Below are 17,835 nucleotides of genomic sequence, written 5' to 3' on the forward strand. Positions count from 1 at the left end.
TTCTCTCGTTTAAGAGGAAAGTATGGTAATGTCTTAAATGGTAAAGGATAGTAAGTGAAGCAAGGAAGGAGCAGTGAGTGTGAAAGCAATTCTATACATTGGCCATGGTACACGTTCAAAAGAGGGAGCTGAAGAAGCTAAATCTTTTATTCATAGAGTGATGGAACGAATAAATGTTGAAATTCAGGAAGTCTGTTTTCTCGAGTTGACCAAGCCAGGTATTGAAGAGGGCTTTCTGCACTGTGTAGAAAGGGGAGCGACAGAGATAACTGTCGTTCCCTTATTTTTATTGGCTGCTGGTCATATTAAAGAAGATATTCCACAAGCTCTTTCTTCTCTTAGCGAGCGCTATCCTACCATCGATGTAAAGATAAGAGATCCATTTGGGGTTCAAGGAAAAATTCTCGATGGGATTGCTGAGATGGTTAAGGAAACGGTCACCGATCTAACACCTAAAGATTCGATTCTAATTGTCGGTAGGGGAAGTAGTGACAAGAGTATTCACACAGCCTTTGCCGACATTGCTAGAGGGATTAGTAAACGACTTGGAATAGAGAATATTCAAGTTTGTTATTTAGCAGCAACTGAGCCGAGACTTCCAGAAGGTCTTGAGACCATTTCAAAAAATGCGACTGGAAAAATCATTGTGATTCCTTATTTATTATTTTCCGGCCTTCTTTTAAAGGAAGTGGACCAAATGGTATCGATGAAACGTAAATTAGGTCAGCAGATCATTCACACCGGTCAACTAAGTAAACATCGTGTCATTGAAGATATTATCACTGAACGTGCAACAGAAGGGTCGTAAATTTATTTACTTTGCTAAAATCTTAGGATTTTAGCTATTTTTTTGGAAAAAAAGGGTAGATTAACAAAGTAAATTATTAAAAGATGAACCCGAGTTCATCTTTTTGTGAAAAAGTGATATAATTAACCAATAGATATAGATTTTTCACATATTATTGAAATAATTAATGGAAAATTTTTATGAAAAGATGTGATGATGTGACAGAACTTATACAAGAAAAAGTTCAACACCGAAAGTTACCTTTAAGGAAAATCGTACTCCGAGCAATCGCCATCACCATAGGAGCAATATTAATGGCAACAGGGTTAGAAATATTTCTAGTTCCAAATCATGTTATTGATGGTGGAATTACAGGTATTTCAATTATGCTTGCGCATATCACAGGATGGAAATTAGGGATTTTCCTCCTCATCTTAAACCTGCCATTTGTTTATATGGGATATAAGCAGATGGGAAAAACCTTCGCTATATCAACCGTGTATGGAATTATTGTTTTATCAATTTTCACTTCATTTTTTCATCCCATTCCGGCATTTACAGATGATATTCTCCTCGCCACGGTTTTTGGCGGTATGATTCTTGGGACAGGGGTAGGTGTCGTCATCCGCAATGGTGGTGCCTTAGATGGAACAGAAATACTGGCACTTTTGATTACCAAAAAAGTTCCATTTTCTGTTGGGCAAATTATTATGTTTATTAATATTTTTATATTAGGTGCAGCAGGTTTTGTGTTTAGTTGGGACCGTGCCATGTATTCCTTGCTAGCTTATGTAATTGCGTCCAAGGCTATTGATACCGTTGTAGCCGGTCTGGAAGAATCCAAATCAGTGTGGATTATCAGTGACGATGCAGAAGAAATTGGAAATGCAATAAATGCAAGACTTGGAAGGGGAGTAACCTATATTAATGGGCAAGGTGCTTTCACTGGTGATAGTAAGAAGGTCATCTTCAGTATTATTACGAGGTTGGAAGAGTCAAAATTAAATACGATTGTTCAGGATATTGACCCGAACGCATTTTTAGCGATTGGTGACATTTCAGAAGTTCGTGGAGGCCGATTTAAGAAAAAAGATATTCACTAATGAAAATAAGGATCTGCGATTCTTTCACAGATCCTTTTATATATTAATGGCCAATTCCGATATTATCTACATGATTAATATGTTTTTTATTAGCCCAAATAAATAGGACTGAAACGACCACAAACCCGCCTCCAACTAGAAATGGTACACTTGGGTTATAGATTTCGGAAAGTTTACCTGCCGTAAATGGGGCTACCGCGCCTCCAATAAATCGAAGGAAGCTATAGGCAGCAGAAGCTGTTGATCGTTCAACTGGGGCTGCATTCATCACGGCTATTGTAATTAGTGTATTGTTATTACCTAATAAGGCGCCCGCTAAAATAACAGCTGCAATGATGACCCATTGAGTAGATGTCCATATTCCCATTACCACCAAAAGCAGGGCGAATAATATTAACATCAAACACATTGATTTGATGGTTCCAAACCATTCAGTCATTTTTGGAGCCATAAAAACTGAGGTAATAGCTAGTAAAACTCCCCAGCCAAGGAAGACAAATCCTAATCCATGTTCATCCAAGCCCATAACAAATGGTGCATATGCAAGCAAAGTGAAGAAGCCGAAGTTATAAAGTGCCGCTGCAATACCGAAGACTAAAAGTGAACGATGTTTTAAGGCGCGGAATGGATCCATTAACGAAGAACGTGATTTTACGCCAGTTGGTGTGGTAGACTTTGGCATTAAAATAAAGAGACCAAAAAAGGCAATAATCATTAATGCGGCTACTCCAAGAAATGGGCCTCGCCAAGACATTCCGCCAAGCCATCCGCCAAGTAAGGGGCCAACAGAAATACCAAGACCGATTGCTGCTTCATATAAGATAATCGCTTTTGCAGTTCCACTATTTGATAGTGAAACAATGGCTGATAAAGCTGTTGCTACAAAAAGTGCATTTCCGAGTCCCCATCCACCTCGAAGTCCAACCAGGGTCCAAATCCCGTTTGAAAATCCTCCGAGTGCTGAAAAAACTGCAATGATCACAATTCCTGACAATAACGTCCATTTGATGCCAAGCCTTGTAGAAATCACCCCAGTAATAAGCATGGCAACCGCCATAACTGCATTATAACTAGTGAACAGCAAGGTAACTTCACTATGTGAGGCATGAAGTTGTTCGGCAATTGCCGGCAAAATAGGATCAACCAAACCCAACCCCATGAACGCTATAATGCTTGCAAAAAAAACGGCCCAAACTGCTTTTGGCTGGCTAAGTAAACCTGCCTTTTCATTGGGTTTCAACTGTCCCTGTTGAGGTGGTGCGGTATTAGTTTTTGGTGCTGATGCCATTAAATTTCCCCCTATGTGATTATTTCCATCTTCTTGAATTAGTTGTATGATGAAAGTATATGATTGTATTATACAATCAATTTCCACTACGTCAATAGTGCTTTTGCCATATCAGTCAAATAGTGTTTCCTTACAAATGAGATTGTGAGTATGTTATCATAATTTATATGAGGAAATAACAGTGAGGTAGAAAAGTAAATGCATGGACATTCTTTAGAATTAATCGAGCTTGAATTAGCCATTCTGATCCGCCGAACCACGTCAATTTCAAGTAATAAGAAATTGGGGAATCTTGATCGATCGGCCTATTTAATCCTACGAAGAATTAATGAAAAGGGTGCTGTCGGAGTAAAAGTATTAGCAGATGAATTTAATCTGGATATTTCTACAGTCAGTAGACAGGCAGCCGCTCTAGAACATAAAGAATATTTATATCGAATTCCCGATCCATTGGATGGTCGAGCTTATTCTCTTCAATTAACTGAACTGGGTGCAACGGAATTATTTGATTATCAACAGGCACGCTTGAAGAGAGTTGCTGAATTACTAGAAGATTGGTCGGATGAGGAACGTGAATTATTCGGGGTACTTTTGGAAAAATTCAATCGGTCTTTTAAATAATAGTTATTTCGAGTTAATTGAAAAAAGAGGTTGATCTCAAAAGTTATGATAGACTTTTTTTGATCAACCTCTTTTTTTTTACGGATATTTTTATATTAACAGAGTAATTACAGTGAAAAGAGAGACAAAGGTTGTTTTAACTGTTATTATTTTGGTGTGAGTAACACTTACACATCAAGAGTTTTTTATTAAGGGTGGGAGAGGTAATCATGGAAACTACAAGAACCGAAAAAGACTTCTTAGGAGAAAAGGAAATACCAGTAAATGCTTACTACGGTATTCAGACACTAAGGGCAGTTGAAAATTTTCCAATCACAGGTTATCGAATTCATGAAGAATTAATTATTGCTCTTGCGATGATTAAAAAAGCTGCAGCGATTGCAAACACGAGAACGAAGCGTTTGTATAGTGGACTTGGGGATGTAATTTGCCAAGCAGCAGATGAAATTATTGCAGGGAAATGGAACAATCAGTTCATTGTAGACCCAATCCAAGGTGGGGCTGGGACCTCCATGAATATGAATGCAAACGAAGTGATTGCCAACCGTGGACTTGAGTTGCTTGGATATGAAAAAGGTGCTTATTTACATTTAAGTCCCAATACACATGTCAATATGTCGCAATCCACAAATGATGTTTTTCCAACTGCCATTCATATTGCCACACTAAGAGTATTAGAAAAGTTAATTATGACGATGAAAGATATGCATAAGGTATTTAAAGAAAAAGCAAAGCAATTTGAAACGGTAATTAAAATGGGTCGTACCCATCTCCAAGATGCTGTTCCTATTCGCCTTGGCCAAGAGTTTGAAGCATATTCCCGTGTGCTAGAACGGGATATAAAGCGAATTAACCAATCCCGTGAAAATTTGTATGAAGTGAACATGGGAGCTACTGCGGTTGGAACAGGTTTAAATGCAGACCCTCAATATATCGAAGATGTTGTTAAAGAACTGGCGGACATTAGTGGGCTTCCATTGGTCAATGCTGAACATTTAGTTGACGCCACGCAGAATACGGATGCATATACTGAAGTTTCAGCTGCCCTTAAAGTATGTATGATGAATATGTCAAAAATCGCCAATGACCTCCGGTTAATGGCTTCGGGTCCCCGTGCTGGCTTAGGTGAGATCTCACTGCCCGCACGTCAGCCAGGTTCATCGATTATGCCAGGAAAAGTGAATCCTGTCATGCCAGAGTTAATTAATCAGATTGCCTTCCAAGTGATTGGGAATGACCATACCATTTGTCTTGCGTCAGAAGCAGGGCAACTTGAATTGAACGTAATGGAACCGGTATTGGTATTTAATTTACTTCAATCAATTAGCATTATGAACAACGGCTTTCGTTCATTTACCGACCATTGTTTAGTAGGTATCGAGGCTAATGAGGCACGCTTAAGAGAGAATGTCGAAAAGAGTGTCGGCATAATAACGGCAGTAAACCCGCATCTCGGCTATGAAGTTGCAGCAAGAATCGCCAGAGAGGCAACTGTAACTGGGAAATCGGTTCGTGAACTATGCTTAAAATATGATGTCCTTACTGAAGAAGAATTAGATCTGATTTTAAACATATATGAAATGACCAAGCCTGGAATATCTGGGGCAGCCCTCCTAGATAGAGATTAATATTTAGATTTAAATCTATTTGGTGCCTGACACCCATTGGGGTGTCAGGCACCATTTTTTATTTTAATAGAACGCTTAACGGGACGAGTTGGTAGCCTTGGGCCTTTAGCCATGGAATGACTTGGTCGACGGCTTCCGGTGTATTTATTCCTCCGATATGCATAAGGACGATATCACCGTTGCTTGCTCCACTTTTTATACGGGAAATGATGACTTCAGTGGCTGGCTGTTTCCAATCAATTGTATCAAGTGACCACTGGATGCTAAAGGGATATCCCGCTGCACCAACAGTTTTGAGAGCGGTAGAATTGTACGACCCGAAAGGAAAACGAAAATAGGGCTGTGGAGATTTTCCTGTTGCCTCCATAATAGCTTCCTCTGCTTTGATGATATCCTGTTTTAACGCATTGGCAGTTGTTTTTACGGCATCAGGATGAGAGTAGGAATGGTTACCAATTTCATGTCCTTCTTCGACAATTTTCTTGGCAAGGCTAGGATACTTCTCAACCCACTTACCTGTAAGGAAGAACGTAGCTTTGACCTTATGCTTTTTAAGGACATCCAATATTCTTATCCCTGCGGCATCACTCCCAGCATCAAAGGTAAATGCGATCTGTTTTTGCTGAGGGCTTCCCTCTGAAATAATAACAGAGGAAGCTGTTGTCGGTGGAGGGTCCTGCTTAGGTGGAGCCTGCTCCACATTCTTTCCATAAAGCTTTAAGATTTGATCTACAAAGATGGCATCGGAGGATAGATTATTCCATTGCTTTATTTTTTCCACCGTCACTTCGGCCCTAGTGGCAATGGAAAATAAAGTATCTCCCTTAACCACTTTGTATTCAACTATTTCATTATCACCCAGAATAATTTGTTCAGGAGTAGTGGGTTGAGGGTCATTTGGTTCTTCTTCCTCAGGCTCCACGGATGGGGAGTGTTCCTCATCAGCAGGGTCCTTACCATCATTATTTTGTCCAGGCCATATAGGTGACTCCGTTTTAGGGGGATCGACAGGTTCACCACTCCAAAGGCCAGCAATGTTCCAGTTTTGAAAAAACAATAAGAAAAAAACGCATACTAGATAGATTGTGGCTAGAGAATAATAAATTCCTTTTCCGCTTTTTCGATGGACCTGAGATACTAAGCCTAAAACTAGAGATACAGCAAATAATAAAATGCTAACTAAAATTAAGATTTCTCTCATGGTATGTCCCCCTTAATTTCCATTATGGCTAGGGAGCAGAATCATTTTGTTTGCAAGGAATCATTTGATGGAGTAAATTGAGGACTAAAGGAGTATTGATATTAAATTAATTTCTGCTTTAATAATACCATATGAGAATTTGGGCTTAGTTGCTACGTACCTTTTAAAAAAAGCTTAACAAATCCCGAACATCAATTTAATCTCCTTTTTTATATAAGGATTTCCAATTTTTTAGCAGGACATTGGCATAAAAAATGGAATAGAATAGGAGAGTCATATGAAACATATCCCCTTGAATATCGTCTAACAATATAAAAGGGCATAAGGCTATACAAAAAGGAGTAAAGTGGGAGAAAATGGCGAAGCGTAATTGGGTAATATCACTATTGGCAGCGGTGTGTTTAATTGGCGCTGGGTGTTCTGGAGAAACCGCAAAAGTAAAAGAGGCAAAGGCAGCGGAAAAGCAACAACAAATTGAAAAAGAGAAGAAGTTACAAGAAGAAAAGAAGCTGGCTGAAGCAAAGAAACGGGAAGAAGAACGAAAAAGGGAAGAAGCAAGACCTGTATATGTAAATATTGTGGATCCAAACACAAAAGACATCGTAAAAACTTTTAATACAAAGGATTTAGGATACATAACGAATCCTGACAATTATAAAGTCGAAATATCAAAATTGACAAGAGAACTAGCTCGAGGAACCCAATCAAAGCCTGGCTACGACAAACGAATGATTCTTGATAAACTTGATGAAGAAGGGAATATCATCAAAGGGACCCCTCAACAAATTCTTGATGAAGAAGAATTGGCGGATAAGATCATGTTGGTTTCAGAAAAAGGCGGCAATGTGGAATTGCCATTATATGTGAATGCAAGCGGGTATCAGGCTGATGAGGCTTCCCAATTAGATGACGTAGTAGTCGCCTCATATACGACCCATTTTAATAGTGGGACGGTGGGACGAACTAAAAATATTAAACTCTCAGCAGAGGCAATAAATAACGTCATCCTTGGGACTAATGATTCTTTTTCATATAATACAACAGTTGGCCCGAGTGATGCTGAACACGGTTACCAAAAAGCACCGGAAATAAATTACGGTAAGTTGGTTGAAGGGTATGGCGGGGGCATATGTCAAACTTCTTCTACTTTATATAATGCGATCGATCAATTAGCCGTCCAGTACATCGAAAAACACCACCATTCTTTAACGGTAGGTTACGTGCCAAAAGGAAGAGATGCGACAGTTTCATATGGGGGTAAAGATTTTAGATTTAAAAATACTACGGGTGTGCCTTTAATTTTAAAAGCGACCGTAAATGGAGGTTCACTAACTGTTGAAGTTAGGACGTCAAAAACGTATCAAAGTCAACTTAAGAAACGAATCTAAGTAGCCAAATGATAAAGGTATGAAATCAAAAAAATCCCTTCATTAATCCATACGGAATTAATGGAGGGATTTGTATTTATTCTCAATTTACTGCATTTCTTCCCAATCAGTATATTGACCTGTACCTTGGCAGCCTGGGCATTCAAATGAATTAAAGTAAGCAAATTCATTATAAGGATATACGGTATAGCCACGGCCGTGACAGTCAGGACATTTGCCTTGCTCTTTCATATTTGAGACATGATTTTGATATTTAGTCTCTTTCCATTGGTTAAACGAGTTGAGTAGTCCCATTTTATTCACCTCATCTTTTCTTCTTAGTATGGAGAATAAATGGAATATTTATGCTTGTATTAGTTTATTGCCTATAGGGAATTCAGTGGAATAAAGATTCCATTTATCAAACTAATTTACTTTTCTATAATAATTTTATGTGAAAAAAGGTAGTTTTGTGCTAGATTCAGCATTAAAAAAGCGGAAAGCATCATAGCTTTCCGACTTTACTAATAATATTTCATTTGCCTTGAATATTTAATTTCTTCATCCGATACTGCAGGCTTTGACGGCTTAGTCCGAGAAGGTTAGCAGTCCGGGATATATTAAAATCATTTTTGGATAATACATGATCAATATAAGATTTTTCAAATAGCTCCATTTGATATTTTAGTGGTACTGCTGCATCTGAATGTTCCTTAATAAAGGTGTCCACCGTGGAAAGGGGAATCATTCTCTCTTTCATCTGCATTTTGCTTCGATATTGGTAGGGTAAATGAGAGTAGGAAATCCATTCCTCATCAATCATTATGTTCATCGCAGCTTCAATGATATGCTCAAGTTCGCGGACATTCCCCAGCCAGTCATACTCGAAAAATGACTGTTTAACTTCCTCTGATAAACCTTTTACATTCATCTGAAACAGTTCATTGTATTTTTGAATAAAACTCTCCACTAATAATGGAATATCCTCTTTACGCTCCTTTAACGCAGGGATAAAAATAGTGACAACTCCAAGACGATAATATAAGTCTTTGCGCATCCGATTATTAGCAATCGCATCAATCGGATCTTCATTCATATTGGCAATGACTCGAACATCCACAGGCGTATCCTTCGTATCCCCAATTCGTCTTATCGTTTTTTCCTGTAAAACACGTAGTAATTTTGCCTGCAAATTTAGATTCAATGAGTTAATCTCATCGAGAAGCAGGGTACCTCCATTGGCTTGTTCGAATAACCCAGGGGTGTCGACCGCCCCCGTAAAGGCACCGCGTTTTGTTCCAAACAGAAGACTTTCGATTAGATTATCAGGCAGGGCAGCGCAGTTTTGTGAAATGAACGGGCCAGAAAGCCGAGTGCTCCCATTGTGGATGCTCTGAGCAAAAAGTTCTTTCCCTGTACCAGTATCTCCAACAATTAAAACATAGGAAGAGGTCCTAGTTGCACGTTTGGCAGATTCAATAACTTCTTTAATAGCTGGACTGTTTCCGATGATTTTATCGAAAGTGTATCTGGTCTGCCCCTTATTCAGGTTGCCTTTAATGAGACGTTCCAACTTTGTTACATCCTTGGCGATTTCGACAGCACCCTGTAGTTTTTCGTTGTTAAAAATAGGAATGGTATTGTTAATGGTCGTAATTTCGCTACCTTTATTATTAAAATAAGTTTGTTTGACGTTTCTTGTTTCTTTGCCCTCCTGGAGCGCTTTTACTAGTGTACTAGATTGGTCGTCTTTAAACATAAATACATCAAGCAGGTTTTTGTCTATAACATCTTGAAGGTCCATGGACTCCATTTGCATCATTTTTTTATTATAAATAATTGTTTTCCCCGTTTCATCTACTGCATGGACACCCACATCTACCTCGTCTAAGATCCGTTTATAAATCCGATTTAGGTAATGCAAATAATTGACGGTATGATTATTTTTCTCCATTTAGATTCATTCCCTTTGATTAATCCTTTATGCAACTATTTAATCAAATAAAACTTAATAATGCAAAATAGTTTTGCAGTTTTATTGAAAAAGTGTTAAATTTGCAAAGAATATTGGCATTAGTTAGGTATTTCCTTTATTTTTCGCTATTTGTAGATAAATGGTTTTCCTTTTTAATGGAAAAATTATTTTTGCGGCATAAGTGCAAAATTTTTATTGAGATGCAAAAATATTTTGCTTGTCTGTTCAAAGAATATACACATTTTAGATGATTTTAATTTTGGCACAAAATTTGCATTCTACATTTATAAAAATATAGTGATAATTTAGAAATTATTATCTGTTGTTAATAGACTACTATTTCTCTATAATTTCTTATGGTAAAGGTTTAATTATTGCCTTTAGCAAAAAATTATCCTACTTTTTTGGATATTGAGAGTTGGAAGCGTATTCTTTAGTTTGGGGAGAAGGGGGAAATTTAATGAATTTGCAGGAAAACAATTCGAATCATGAATTAAAACGGACGATGAAGACGAGACATTTATTTATGATCTCTTTGGGTGGGGTAATCGGTTCAGGTTTATTCTTGGGTTCTGGCTACACAATCAGTCAGGCTGGCCCAATAGGTGCCATCCTCGCCTATATAGTTGGCGGTTTTATCATGTTTCTAACCATGCTTTGTCTCGGAGAATTGTCTGTAGCCATGCCTGTTTCAGGCTCGTTTCAAACGTACACGACAAAATTTATTGGACCAGGAACAGGATTTGCACTCGGCTGGCTATACTGGTTAGGCTGGTCCGTTACAGTTGCCTTAGAGTTTTTATCTGCTGGTCAACTTATGCAAAGATGGTTTCCTGATGTTCAAGTATGGATTTGGAGTGGCATTTTTGCTGTCATTTTATTCTTACTGAATGCTCTATCTGCAAGAGCATTTGGTGAAGCAGAATTTTGGTTTTCAAGTATAAAAATTTTAGCAATTATTCTTTTTATCGCATTAGGCGGCGCTGCCATGTTTGGATTAATTGACATGAATGGCGGTCAAGCTGCACCATATTTATCTAATTTTACTGCACACGGTCTTTTACCCAACGGATTTTCAGCACTAATTGTTACCATGATCGCGGTTAATTTTTCTTTCCAAGGAACAGAATTGATTGGGATAGCTGCAGGGGAAAGCGAAAATCCAGAAAAGACCATCCCAAAATCAATTAAACAAACTGTATGGCGTACCCTTGTGTTCTTTGTATTAGCTATATTTGTTGTATCTAGTTTAATTCCAATGGACAAAGCAGGGGTTGTTGAAAGTCCATTTGTTGTCGTATTTGATAGTATTGGTATTCCTTACGCTGCAGATATAATGAATTTTGTTATCCTTACAGCACTGCTTTCTGTTGGAAACTCTGGATTATATGCGGGAACCCGGATGTTGTATGCGATGTCAAAAGAAAAAATGGCGAGTCCTATTCTCACAAAAGTAAATAAACGAGGCGTACCGATTAACGCACTACTTTTCACAATTGGTATTGCTTTATTATCATTACTTTCAGGTTTCTTTGCAGAAGAAACGGTATTTATGTGGCTTCTTTCCGTCGCTGGTTTGGGTGCTCAAGTTGGCTGGATTTCCATTACTGCTTCACAAATTGCCTTCCGCAGAAGATTTATCCGCGAAGGTGGAAAAGTCGCAGACCTTAAGTTCAAAACACCACTTTACCCGGTTTTACCACTAATCGCCTTAGTATTAAACGTTTCGGTTTTAGTAAGTTTAGCATTTGACCCAGCACAACGCTTAGCTCTATATTTAGGAGTTCCATTTGTGGGTGCATGTTACTTGATTTACCATTTTAGAATTAAAAAGCTTCGTGAACAGGATATGATTGATGAACACGAAATTGAACTGATCGAAAATAAAAAAATGGTGATCTAATTACTTTGAAAAACGCTTGGAAAAATCCAAGCGTTTTGTTTTTTGAATAGGATAAACCCAAACTTTAAATACTATGTATCGAGGTGATAGTAATGGGAGATTGGAATGAACAAGCGGCGCCAAATAATAATTTGCCACCAAGGACTATCAAGCATGGTGAAGTAGTTGGAGCTGAAGCGAAACACGAGTTTTCAGAGGAATTATCTGATGGAGGCGAGCGTGACCAAAACATTAAGGTGCTTAGAAATAACGGAAGAGTAAAATGAGCAAAGTGAAGTGGCGATGAAAGCATCGTCACTTTTTTTTAAGCTATTTACATTTAGAAGGATTCAATATAGAATATCTATGTACCTAAAATATCTAGGTAGGTGAGAAGATGTTTAACCGCGAATTAGTAAAGGGCAGTACGTCCTTAATCCTGCTTCAGCTATTAAACGAACGAGATATGTATGGCTATGAACTCGTGAAAGAGCTGGAACAACGAAGTGATAATGACCTGAGTGTAAAAGAGGGAACCTTGTATCCTGCACTACATAAACTTGAGAAGCAAGAGTACATTGAATGTTACTGGCAGGAACAGGAAAAGGGGCCGGCACGGAAGTACTACAAGATCACAAAAGCAGGAAAAGAATTATTGGGTGAAAAAACACGTGAATGGCAGGACTTTGTTAAAGTGATGAACAAGGTGATAGGGAGATCGAAGCATGGAACGGCCGAAGAATAGGTTTTTGAATGAATTGGCAAAGGGATTAGGAGACCATTTAGATAAAGAAGAAATTCTCCGTGAATATGAGTCACATATCGATGAAATTCTGTTTGAATTAGGAGTTCAGGATGTGGATATAGTTTATGATTCAATTGTATCCCGCTTAGGCACTTCAGAGGAAATTATCCAAATTTGGAGAGATGAGTTTTCTGTTACTCCCAGCAATATGAAGTGGCTGTTTATCCTTTTAAATGTACTTTTTTTCGGAGGGGGGAGTTTACTTACCCTTGCTCACAATGTCTATCAATGGAAATGGCTCACAGCTGCTTGGAACCACCTGACGGCGATTCCCACCTTGATTGCTATTTTGTATCTATTTTTTTGGGCCTTATTAGGATACGAAATAGGAAAGGGGTTTGGCCATAACGGAAGGGTGCTTCTAAATAAAACGTTTTTACTTTCTCTTATTCCAAATTTAATTCTAATGATCCTTACTGTGTTTCAAATTATTCCGCATTCATGGTTTGCCCCATTGTTAACGAAAACGTTTATTTTTGCTTGTATCCTTTTTACCATCATCTTATATCCAATCAGTTGGATTGGATATCAATGGGGAAGAAAAGCTTCGGTATAAGCATTTTTTTTGGATACATACCTAGTAAAACTATATATATAGAAAATCTATACAAAATGAGGGATGAAGATGGAAACGAAAATAGAAACAAAAATAGGTAAGCCTGCTTGGATCTTCTTATTATTATGTTTATTGCTTGGTATTTTAGCAGAAGAAGCATTTTTTCGTAGTGAGATAGGGATATCCTATTTCGTGTTTATTTCCGCATTTTATTCAGTGTTTCTTTGGCGGTACCGACGCTATCAATTTTCCCATCAACGGTTAGGATACTTAATTCTTTGTTGTGTTTGGCTGATGTCGGCCAACTACTTCCTAACTAATAACTTTCTCTTTTATGGCTTAAATATCTTGGTGATCCCTGGGCTGGTAATCTTTCATTTGGTGTTAATAACTAGTCCGAAAAATTTTCAATGGAATAAACCTGCTTTTATTACGTTGATATTTATACGCTTAATCCAATCAGTAAAATTTAATATCGGTTTTGTATCATTGATTGGGAAGATCTTAAAACAAAGCGGTCATGATGACAAACTGATAGTATGGAAAAAGGTATTTCTCGGGATTGCGATCTCACTGCCAATCTTATTTGTTGTATTGAACTTACTAATATCGGCAGATTCACAATTCGAACAATTAATTGGCGGCATCCCCCAATGGTTTCAAGTCATCAATGGGGAACGAATCTTTAGACTTATAGTGATTTTAATTTGCACGTTTGCCTTCTTTGGTTTCATGCAAATCCTTTATACCCGACGTATTAATGTAATGAGACAGCCAACAAATGAGAACCCCCTTAAACTAGATGGGATAATCACCATTACAGTTCTTGTGATCATTAATTTAGTGTATCTTTTGTTTATACTCGTTCAATTTCGGTATTTCTTCAGCGGGTCTTTATCGGAAGACTTTACCTATGCAGAATACGCTCGAAAGGGTTTTTTTGAGCTCCTGTTTGTTACACTGATCAATTTATCAATAACAGTCATCGTAGTAACGTACGTAAAGAGGGCAGCAGGGTTTTTGCAAAGAGCCACACAAATAATGTTAACCATCCTTGTCCTCGCGAGCTCTGTTATGCTTACTTCTGCTTATATGCGGTTAAGTATGTATGAAGATGCGTATGGATTTACGTTCACAAGGGTTCTTGTCCATTCGTTTATGATTTATCTTGTTATTATTTTTACATATACACTTGTGAAAATATGGGTGGATAAGCTATCATTATTTCATTTTTACTTTATTTCATCATTAATCTATTACACGGCTATTACAATAATTGATTTAGATAAAATTGTAGTGAGTGAGAATCTGAATCGGTACGAGTTCAGCGGGAAAATTGATGTTCGCTACCTCAATAACCTATCCTTTACAGGAGTTTTAGGATTAATCGAACTCTATGAAAAAGACCAGGATTTTCCGGAATTAAAAACAGTTCTCTTAGAACGAAAACAGGATGTCCTTGCTGAAGACCTCCCCTGGCAGTCGTATAATCTAAAACGAGAGCAGCTAGAATCTGAACTTAGGAAGTTAGATATCCAATGAATAAAAAGACGTTTCGGAGGGAGGGCCGAAGCGTCTTTTTATTAAAATAAATTAGGAATATTGCAAAAATACTAATAAAATGGTAAAAAGGAAAGGGACTGTAATTTTTTTACAAAAATAGTAGGGTGGGATAGAATGAAGCGATTTTTTCGGGGACTTGTCAGAATTGTATTAATAATAGGAGGATTTCTTTTTATTTTTAATCTTCCCTCATTATTAGGGATTGGAAAGGATCATATAGAAGTTAACTTCGAAAGTTTTTGGGTAAATCTTAAATCCGATTTTCAATTGTTACTTCAAGCAAATCAAGATAAATACATAGAAATTCTTAAAAAATTACATATTGCTGAGAGCTATCAGTATACGATGACAATTCTATTATGCAGTCTTTTATTTATCATTTTCCTTGCAATGATTACGGCTTTATTGATTTTCCTCTCACCAGAAAAAGTAAAAAATAAATTGAAAAATGGACTTAATTTCTTCGAAGGTATTCCGGATTTACTCATTATTTTATTATTCCAGTTTTTTGTTATCACCCTATATAAATCAACAGGATTAAAATTTTTACAACTGTATGGATTATTTGGTCATAAGCCTTATTTTGTTCCAATTATGACCGTTTCTTTTCTACCATTTTTCTTATTACTACAATTTCTCATTAAGATTATTGATGAGGAACAAGAACAACAATATGTTCTCTATGCGAAGGCAAAGGGAATGGACAGAATTTGGACATTACTTGTCCATATGCTGAGAAACATTTTTCCACTTTTAATATTGCAGTTAAGAACAATCGTATGGATATTACTATCCAATATTTATTTGGTCGAAATTTTATTTAATATTAGCGGGTTTAATCAACAATTGTTTAAAATCATTTTTATGGATGGAGAATTTTTTATCCTTGTTATGTGTTTGCTTATGTTATCTATTCCATTGGTGATAATTGAAACTGCAGGCTGGTTTATTTCTAAGTTAATCAAAGGGAAGGGGGCGGTTAGTATATGAGAAAATACAAAAAGACGATTATTGGATCAACCTTACTGCTTCTTCTATTGATCATGAGTCTTTTATATCCTTATTATGGGCCAAAGGATTTTAATCATCAGGTGCTTGTTAAAAATGAACAGGGTGATATCATCGGAAGGGCGCCATTTCCACCTTCTGAACAACATTTATTAGGAACCAACCGAAATGGTGAAGACATGCATTGGTTATTACTATATGGTGCAAAATTCACCTTAATTTCAGCTTTTGGAGTTGCATTATTAAGAGTTTTTCTCGGGGGGATTTTCGGTATTTTTCTATCCATGTGGGCTCCATTCTTAAAAGGTTATGTGAAAGACTTTTTCCTAACTTTCCGTTACATCCCATCAATTCTCATTGCGATACTGTTGATGATTCCGATTGTGGGCGATTTTAATGATGTTGCTATTTCATCAATCGTAACCTATCAAATTATTATTCTTGTATTTATCGGATTTCCATCAGTCACTATTTTCGCCTCTGATGTAACAGATCAATTATTACAAACTTCATTTGTACAAAGCTCAAAGTTGATGGGGGCTGGGAAATTACATATTGTCAGAAAACAGTTGATGCCATATATCCGTTCTTACGGAATTCTGTTTTCAGTCCAGCAATTTATAAGTACCCTCCATATTACCATGCAGCTTGGTCTGTTTGGAATGTTTCTTGGAGGAAGAAATAGGGCAGGTGTCATGGGGTATGAGGAACCAGAGAAGCCAGCAACCATAACAAATGAATGGGCAGGTTTGATCGGTCAAAATTTTAGTGAATTTGTACGTGCGCCATGGGCCATCTTAACTCCAGTGTTCGGATTTTTTATAGTGATCGTTATCGTAAATATGATGAAGAATGAACTAGAAGGTAATTTATATGGTGTAAAGTTGGTTAAGAGGAAAAAGAAAAAAGATCTAAGTTCAAAAGTTGCCGCTTTTTCTGCTGAACAATTTGAGTTTGTTCAAAAATAGTCATTCGTAAAAATCAAGGATCATGGGATATGATCGGGATTTTAATTAATAGATTTTTCGATGGAAACCGGGCGGATGCTCGGTTTTTGTAGTATAAAAAAAAGCAGGACCCATTTGTCCTGCTCCTTCAAATCAATCACCATTAAACATATCGAAAATGCCCCGTGCAATACTTCCTTCATCCTTTGCACCGCCGCGTGAAGGGGCTGCCGCAAATACCCGGCTTGCCAGACGGCTGAATGGTAATGATTGAATCCATACCGAACCTGGGCCTCTTAGGGTAGCAAAAAACAACCCTTCACCACCAAACAACGCTGTTTTAACGCCTTTTACAAATTCAATATCATAATTAACGCTGCTGGTCATCGCCACTAAACAACCAGTATCTACTCTCAATGACTGGCCAGGCAAAAGGTCTTTTTTAATAATTGTTCCGCCCGCATGGACAAAAGCGAGCCCGTCGCCTTCTAACTTTTGCATGATAAACCCTTCACCGCCAAAGAAGCCAGCCCCGATTTTACGTTGGAATTCAATCCCAACTTGAACTCCTTTAGCTGCAGCAAGGAAAGCATCTTTTTGGCAGATAATTTTCCCTCCCAGTTGGCTTAAGTCCATTGGAATGATCTTTCCAGGGTACGGAGAAGCAAACGAAACGTGCTTTTTGCCCATGCCATTATTGGTAAAGGTTGTCATAAATAAGCTTTCACCAGTAAGGACGCGTTTTCCGGCACTAAATAATTTTCCCATGAGGCCACTGCCACCCCCAGAGGCACTGCCATCACCAAAAATAGTCTCCATATGTATGTCATCATCCATCATCATAAAGCTGCCCGCTTCAGCAACTACAGTCTCTTGTGGATCTAGCTCAACCTCAACAAATTGCATGTCATCTCCAAAGATTTTAAAATCAATTTCGTGGTTATTCATACTATTCCCTCCACTTTTTAAAATGGCAAATCTATTTATATTATAAGGAATTTAGGAATAAAGTGCTAATTTTAGCCAATAAAAAAGGACGCCTGTTTACACAGACGTCCTTCGCATATTGAGGCGAAAAACCACACTCCACATAGTGCGTTCCAT

Annotated in this window: 17 protein-coding genes; 12 read left to right on the top strand and 5 right to left on the bottom strand. The window is 37.6% G+C overall.

All coding sequences use genetic code 11. The features are described from left to right. Positions 1 to 79 precede the first annotated feature (79 nt). Positions 80 to 808 carry a sirohydrochlorin chelatase gene (locus COJ96_RS18290; protein ID WP_098575238.1) on the top strand — a complete coding sequence of 243 codons (729 nt, stop codon included), beginning with the start codon at positions 80 to 82 and terminating at the stop codon, positions 806 to 808. 197 nt (positions 809 to 1,005) lie between these two features. Further along, the gene (locus COJ96_RS18295; RefSeq protein ID WP_098575502.1) at positions 1,006 to 1,890 is read left to right on the top strand and encodes a YitT family protein; all 885 of its coding nucleotides are present in this window, start codon (positions 1,006 to 1,008) and stop codon (positions 1,888 to 1,890) included. A 43-nt stretch (positions 1,891 to 1,933) separates the two neighbouring features. Here the strand turns inward: COJ96_RS18295 and COJ96_RS18300 are convergent, their stop codons facing one another. Further along, complete coding sequence (locus tag COJ96_RS18300; RefSeq protein ID WP_098575239.1) at positions 1,934 to 3,178, bottom strand: MFS transporter; 1,245 nt, start codon at positions 3,176 to 3,178, stop codon at positions 1,934 to 1,936. A gap of 198 nt (positions 3,179 to 3,376) precedes the next feature. Between COJ96_RS18300 and COJ96_RS18305 the strand changes: the two genes are divergently transcribed. Both COJ96_RS18305 and aspA read left to right on the top strand, forming a co-directional pair. Further along, positions 3,377 to 3,799, top strand: coding sequence for a MarR family winged helix-turn-helix transcriptional regulator (locus tag COJ96_RS18305; protein ID WP_098575240.1), 423 nt, complete (start codon positions 3,377 to 3,379; stop codon positions 3,797 to 3,799). A gap of 209 nt (positions 3,800 to 4,008) precedes the next feature. After that, complete coding sequence (gene aspA, locus COJ96_RS18310) at positions 4,009 to 5,427, top strand: aspartate ammonia-lyase (RefSeq protein ID WP_098575241.1); 1,419 nt, start codon at positions 4,009 to 4,011, stop codon at positions 5,425 to 5,427. 58 nt (positions 5,428 to 5,485) lie between these two features. Here aspA and COJ96_RS18315 read toward each other — a convergent pair whose 3' ends face one another. Further along, positions 5,486 to 6,628 carry a polysaccharide deacetylase family protein gene (locus COJ96_RS18315; RefSeq protein WP_098575242.1) on the bottom strand — a complete coding sequence of 381 codons (1,143 nt, stop codon included), beginning with the start codon at positions 6,626 to 6,628 and terminating at the stop codon, positions 5,486 to 5,488. A 356-nt stretch (positions 6,629 to 6,984) separates the two neighbouring features. Between COJ96_RS18315 and COJ96_RS18320 the strand changes: the two genes are divergently transcribed. Beyond that, the gene (locus COJ96_RS18320) at positions 6,985 to 8,016 is read left to right on the top strand and encodes a VanW family protein (RefSeq protein ID WP_098575243.1); all 1,032 of its coding nucleotides are present in this window, start codon (positions 6,985 to 6,987) and stop codon (positions 8,014 to 8,016) included. Positions 8,017 to 8,103: 87 nt separating this feature from the next. Here the strand turns inward: COJ96_RS18320 and COJ96_RS18325 are convergent, their stop codons facing one another. Beyond that, positions 8,104 to 8,310, bottom strand: a complete 207-nt coding sequence (locus COJ96_RS18325) for a DnaJ-like cysteine-rich domain-containing protein (protein WP_098575244.1) — start codon at positions 8,308 to 8,310, stop codon at positions 8,104 to 8,106. A 220-nt stretch (positions 8,311 to 8,530) separates the two neighbouring features. Continuing rightward, positions 8,531 to 9,949, bottom strand: coding sequence for a sigma-54 interaction domain-containing protein (locus tag COJ96_RS18330; protein WP_098575245.1), 1,419 nt, complete (start codon positions 9,947 to 9,949; stop codon positions 8,531 to 8,533). Between the two features lie 481 nt (positions 9,950 to 10,430). On the opposite strand from COJ96_RS18330, the gene COJ96_RS18335 reads away from it, so the two are divergent. From COJ96_RS18335 to COJ96_RS18360, 7 genes are all read left to right on the top strand, one after another. Next, positions 10,431 to 11,873 carry an amino acid permease gene (locus COJ96_RS18335; RefSeq protein WP_098575246.1) on the top strand — a complete coding sequence of 481 codons (1,443 nt, stop codon included), beginning with the start codon at positions 10,431 to 10,433 and terminating at the stop codon, positions 11,871 to 11,873. Positions 11,874 to 11,965: 92 nt separating this feature from the next. Beyond that, the gene (locus COJ96_RS28775; protein ID WP_180230173.1) at positions 11,966 to 12,139 is read left to right on the top strand and encodes a hypothetical protein; all 174 of its coding nucleotides are present in this window, start codon (positions 11,966 to 11,968) and stop codon (positions 12,137 to 12,139) included. A gap of 110 nt (positions 12,140 to 12,249) precedes the next feature. Continuing rightward, complete coding sequence (locus tag COJ96_RS18340) at positions 12,250 to 12,597, top strand: PadR family transcriptional regulator (protein ID WP_026566891.1); 348 nt, start codon at positions 12,250 to 12,252, stop codon at positions 12,595 to 12,597. Continuing rightward, the gene (locus COJ96_RS18345) at positions 12,578 to 13,213 is read left to right on the top strand and encodes an HAAS signaling domain-containing protein (RefSeq protein WP_098575247.1); all 636 of its coding nucleotides are present in this window, start codon (positions 12,578 to 12,580) and stop codon (positions 13,211 to 13,213) included. The genes COJ96_RS18340 and COJ96_RS18345 overlap by 20 nt, the downstream gene beginning before the upstream one ends. A gap of 69 nt (positions 13,214 to 13,282) precedes the next feature. Then, on the top strand, positions 13,283 to 14,755 hold the full coding sequence (locus COJ96_RS18350; RefSeq protein WP_257148559.1) for a DUF4153 domain-containing protein: 1,473 nt from the start codon (positions 13,283 to 13,285) through the stop codon (positions 14,753 to 14,755). Between the two features lie 135 nt (positions 14,756 to 14,890). After that, positions 14,891 to 15,766, top strand: a complete 876-nt coding sequence (locus COJ96_RS18355) for an ABC transporter permease subunit (protein WP_098575248.1) — start codon at positions 14,891 to 14,893, stop codon at positions 15,764 to 15,766. Further along, positions 15,763 to 16,752, top strand: coding sequence for an ABC transporter permease subunit (locus tag COJ96_RS18360; protein WP_098575249.1), 990 nt, complete (start codon positions 15,763 to 15,765; stop codon positions 16,750 to 16,752). Before COJ96_RS18355 ends, COJ96_RS18360 begins: the two co-directional genes overlap by 4 nt. A gap of 132 nt (positions 16,753 to 16,884) precedes the next feature. Here the strand turns inward: COJ96_RS18360 and COJ96_RS18365 are convergent, their stop codons facing one another. Next, complete coding sequence (locus COJ96_RS18365) at positions 16,885 to 17,679, bottom strand: TIGR00266 family protein (protein WP_098575250.1); 795 nt, start codon at positions 17,677 to 17,679, stop codon at positions 16,885 to 16,887. Positions 17,680 to 17,835: the final 156 nt, after the last annotated feature.

It is taken from the genome of Bacillus sp. AFS073361, assembly GCF_002567005.1.
Taxonomy (GTDB): Bacteria; Bacillota; Bacilli; order Bacillales; family Cytobacillaceae; genus Neobacillus.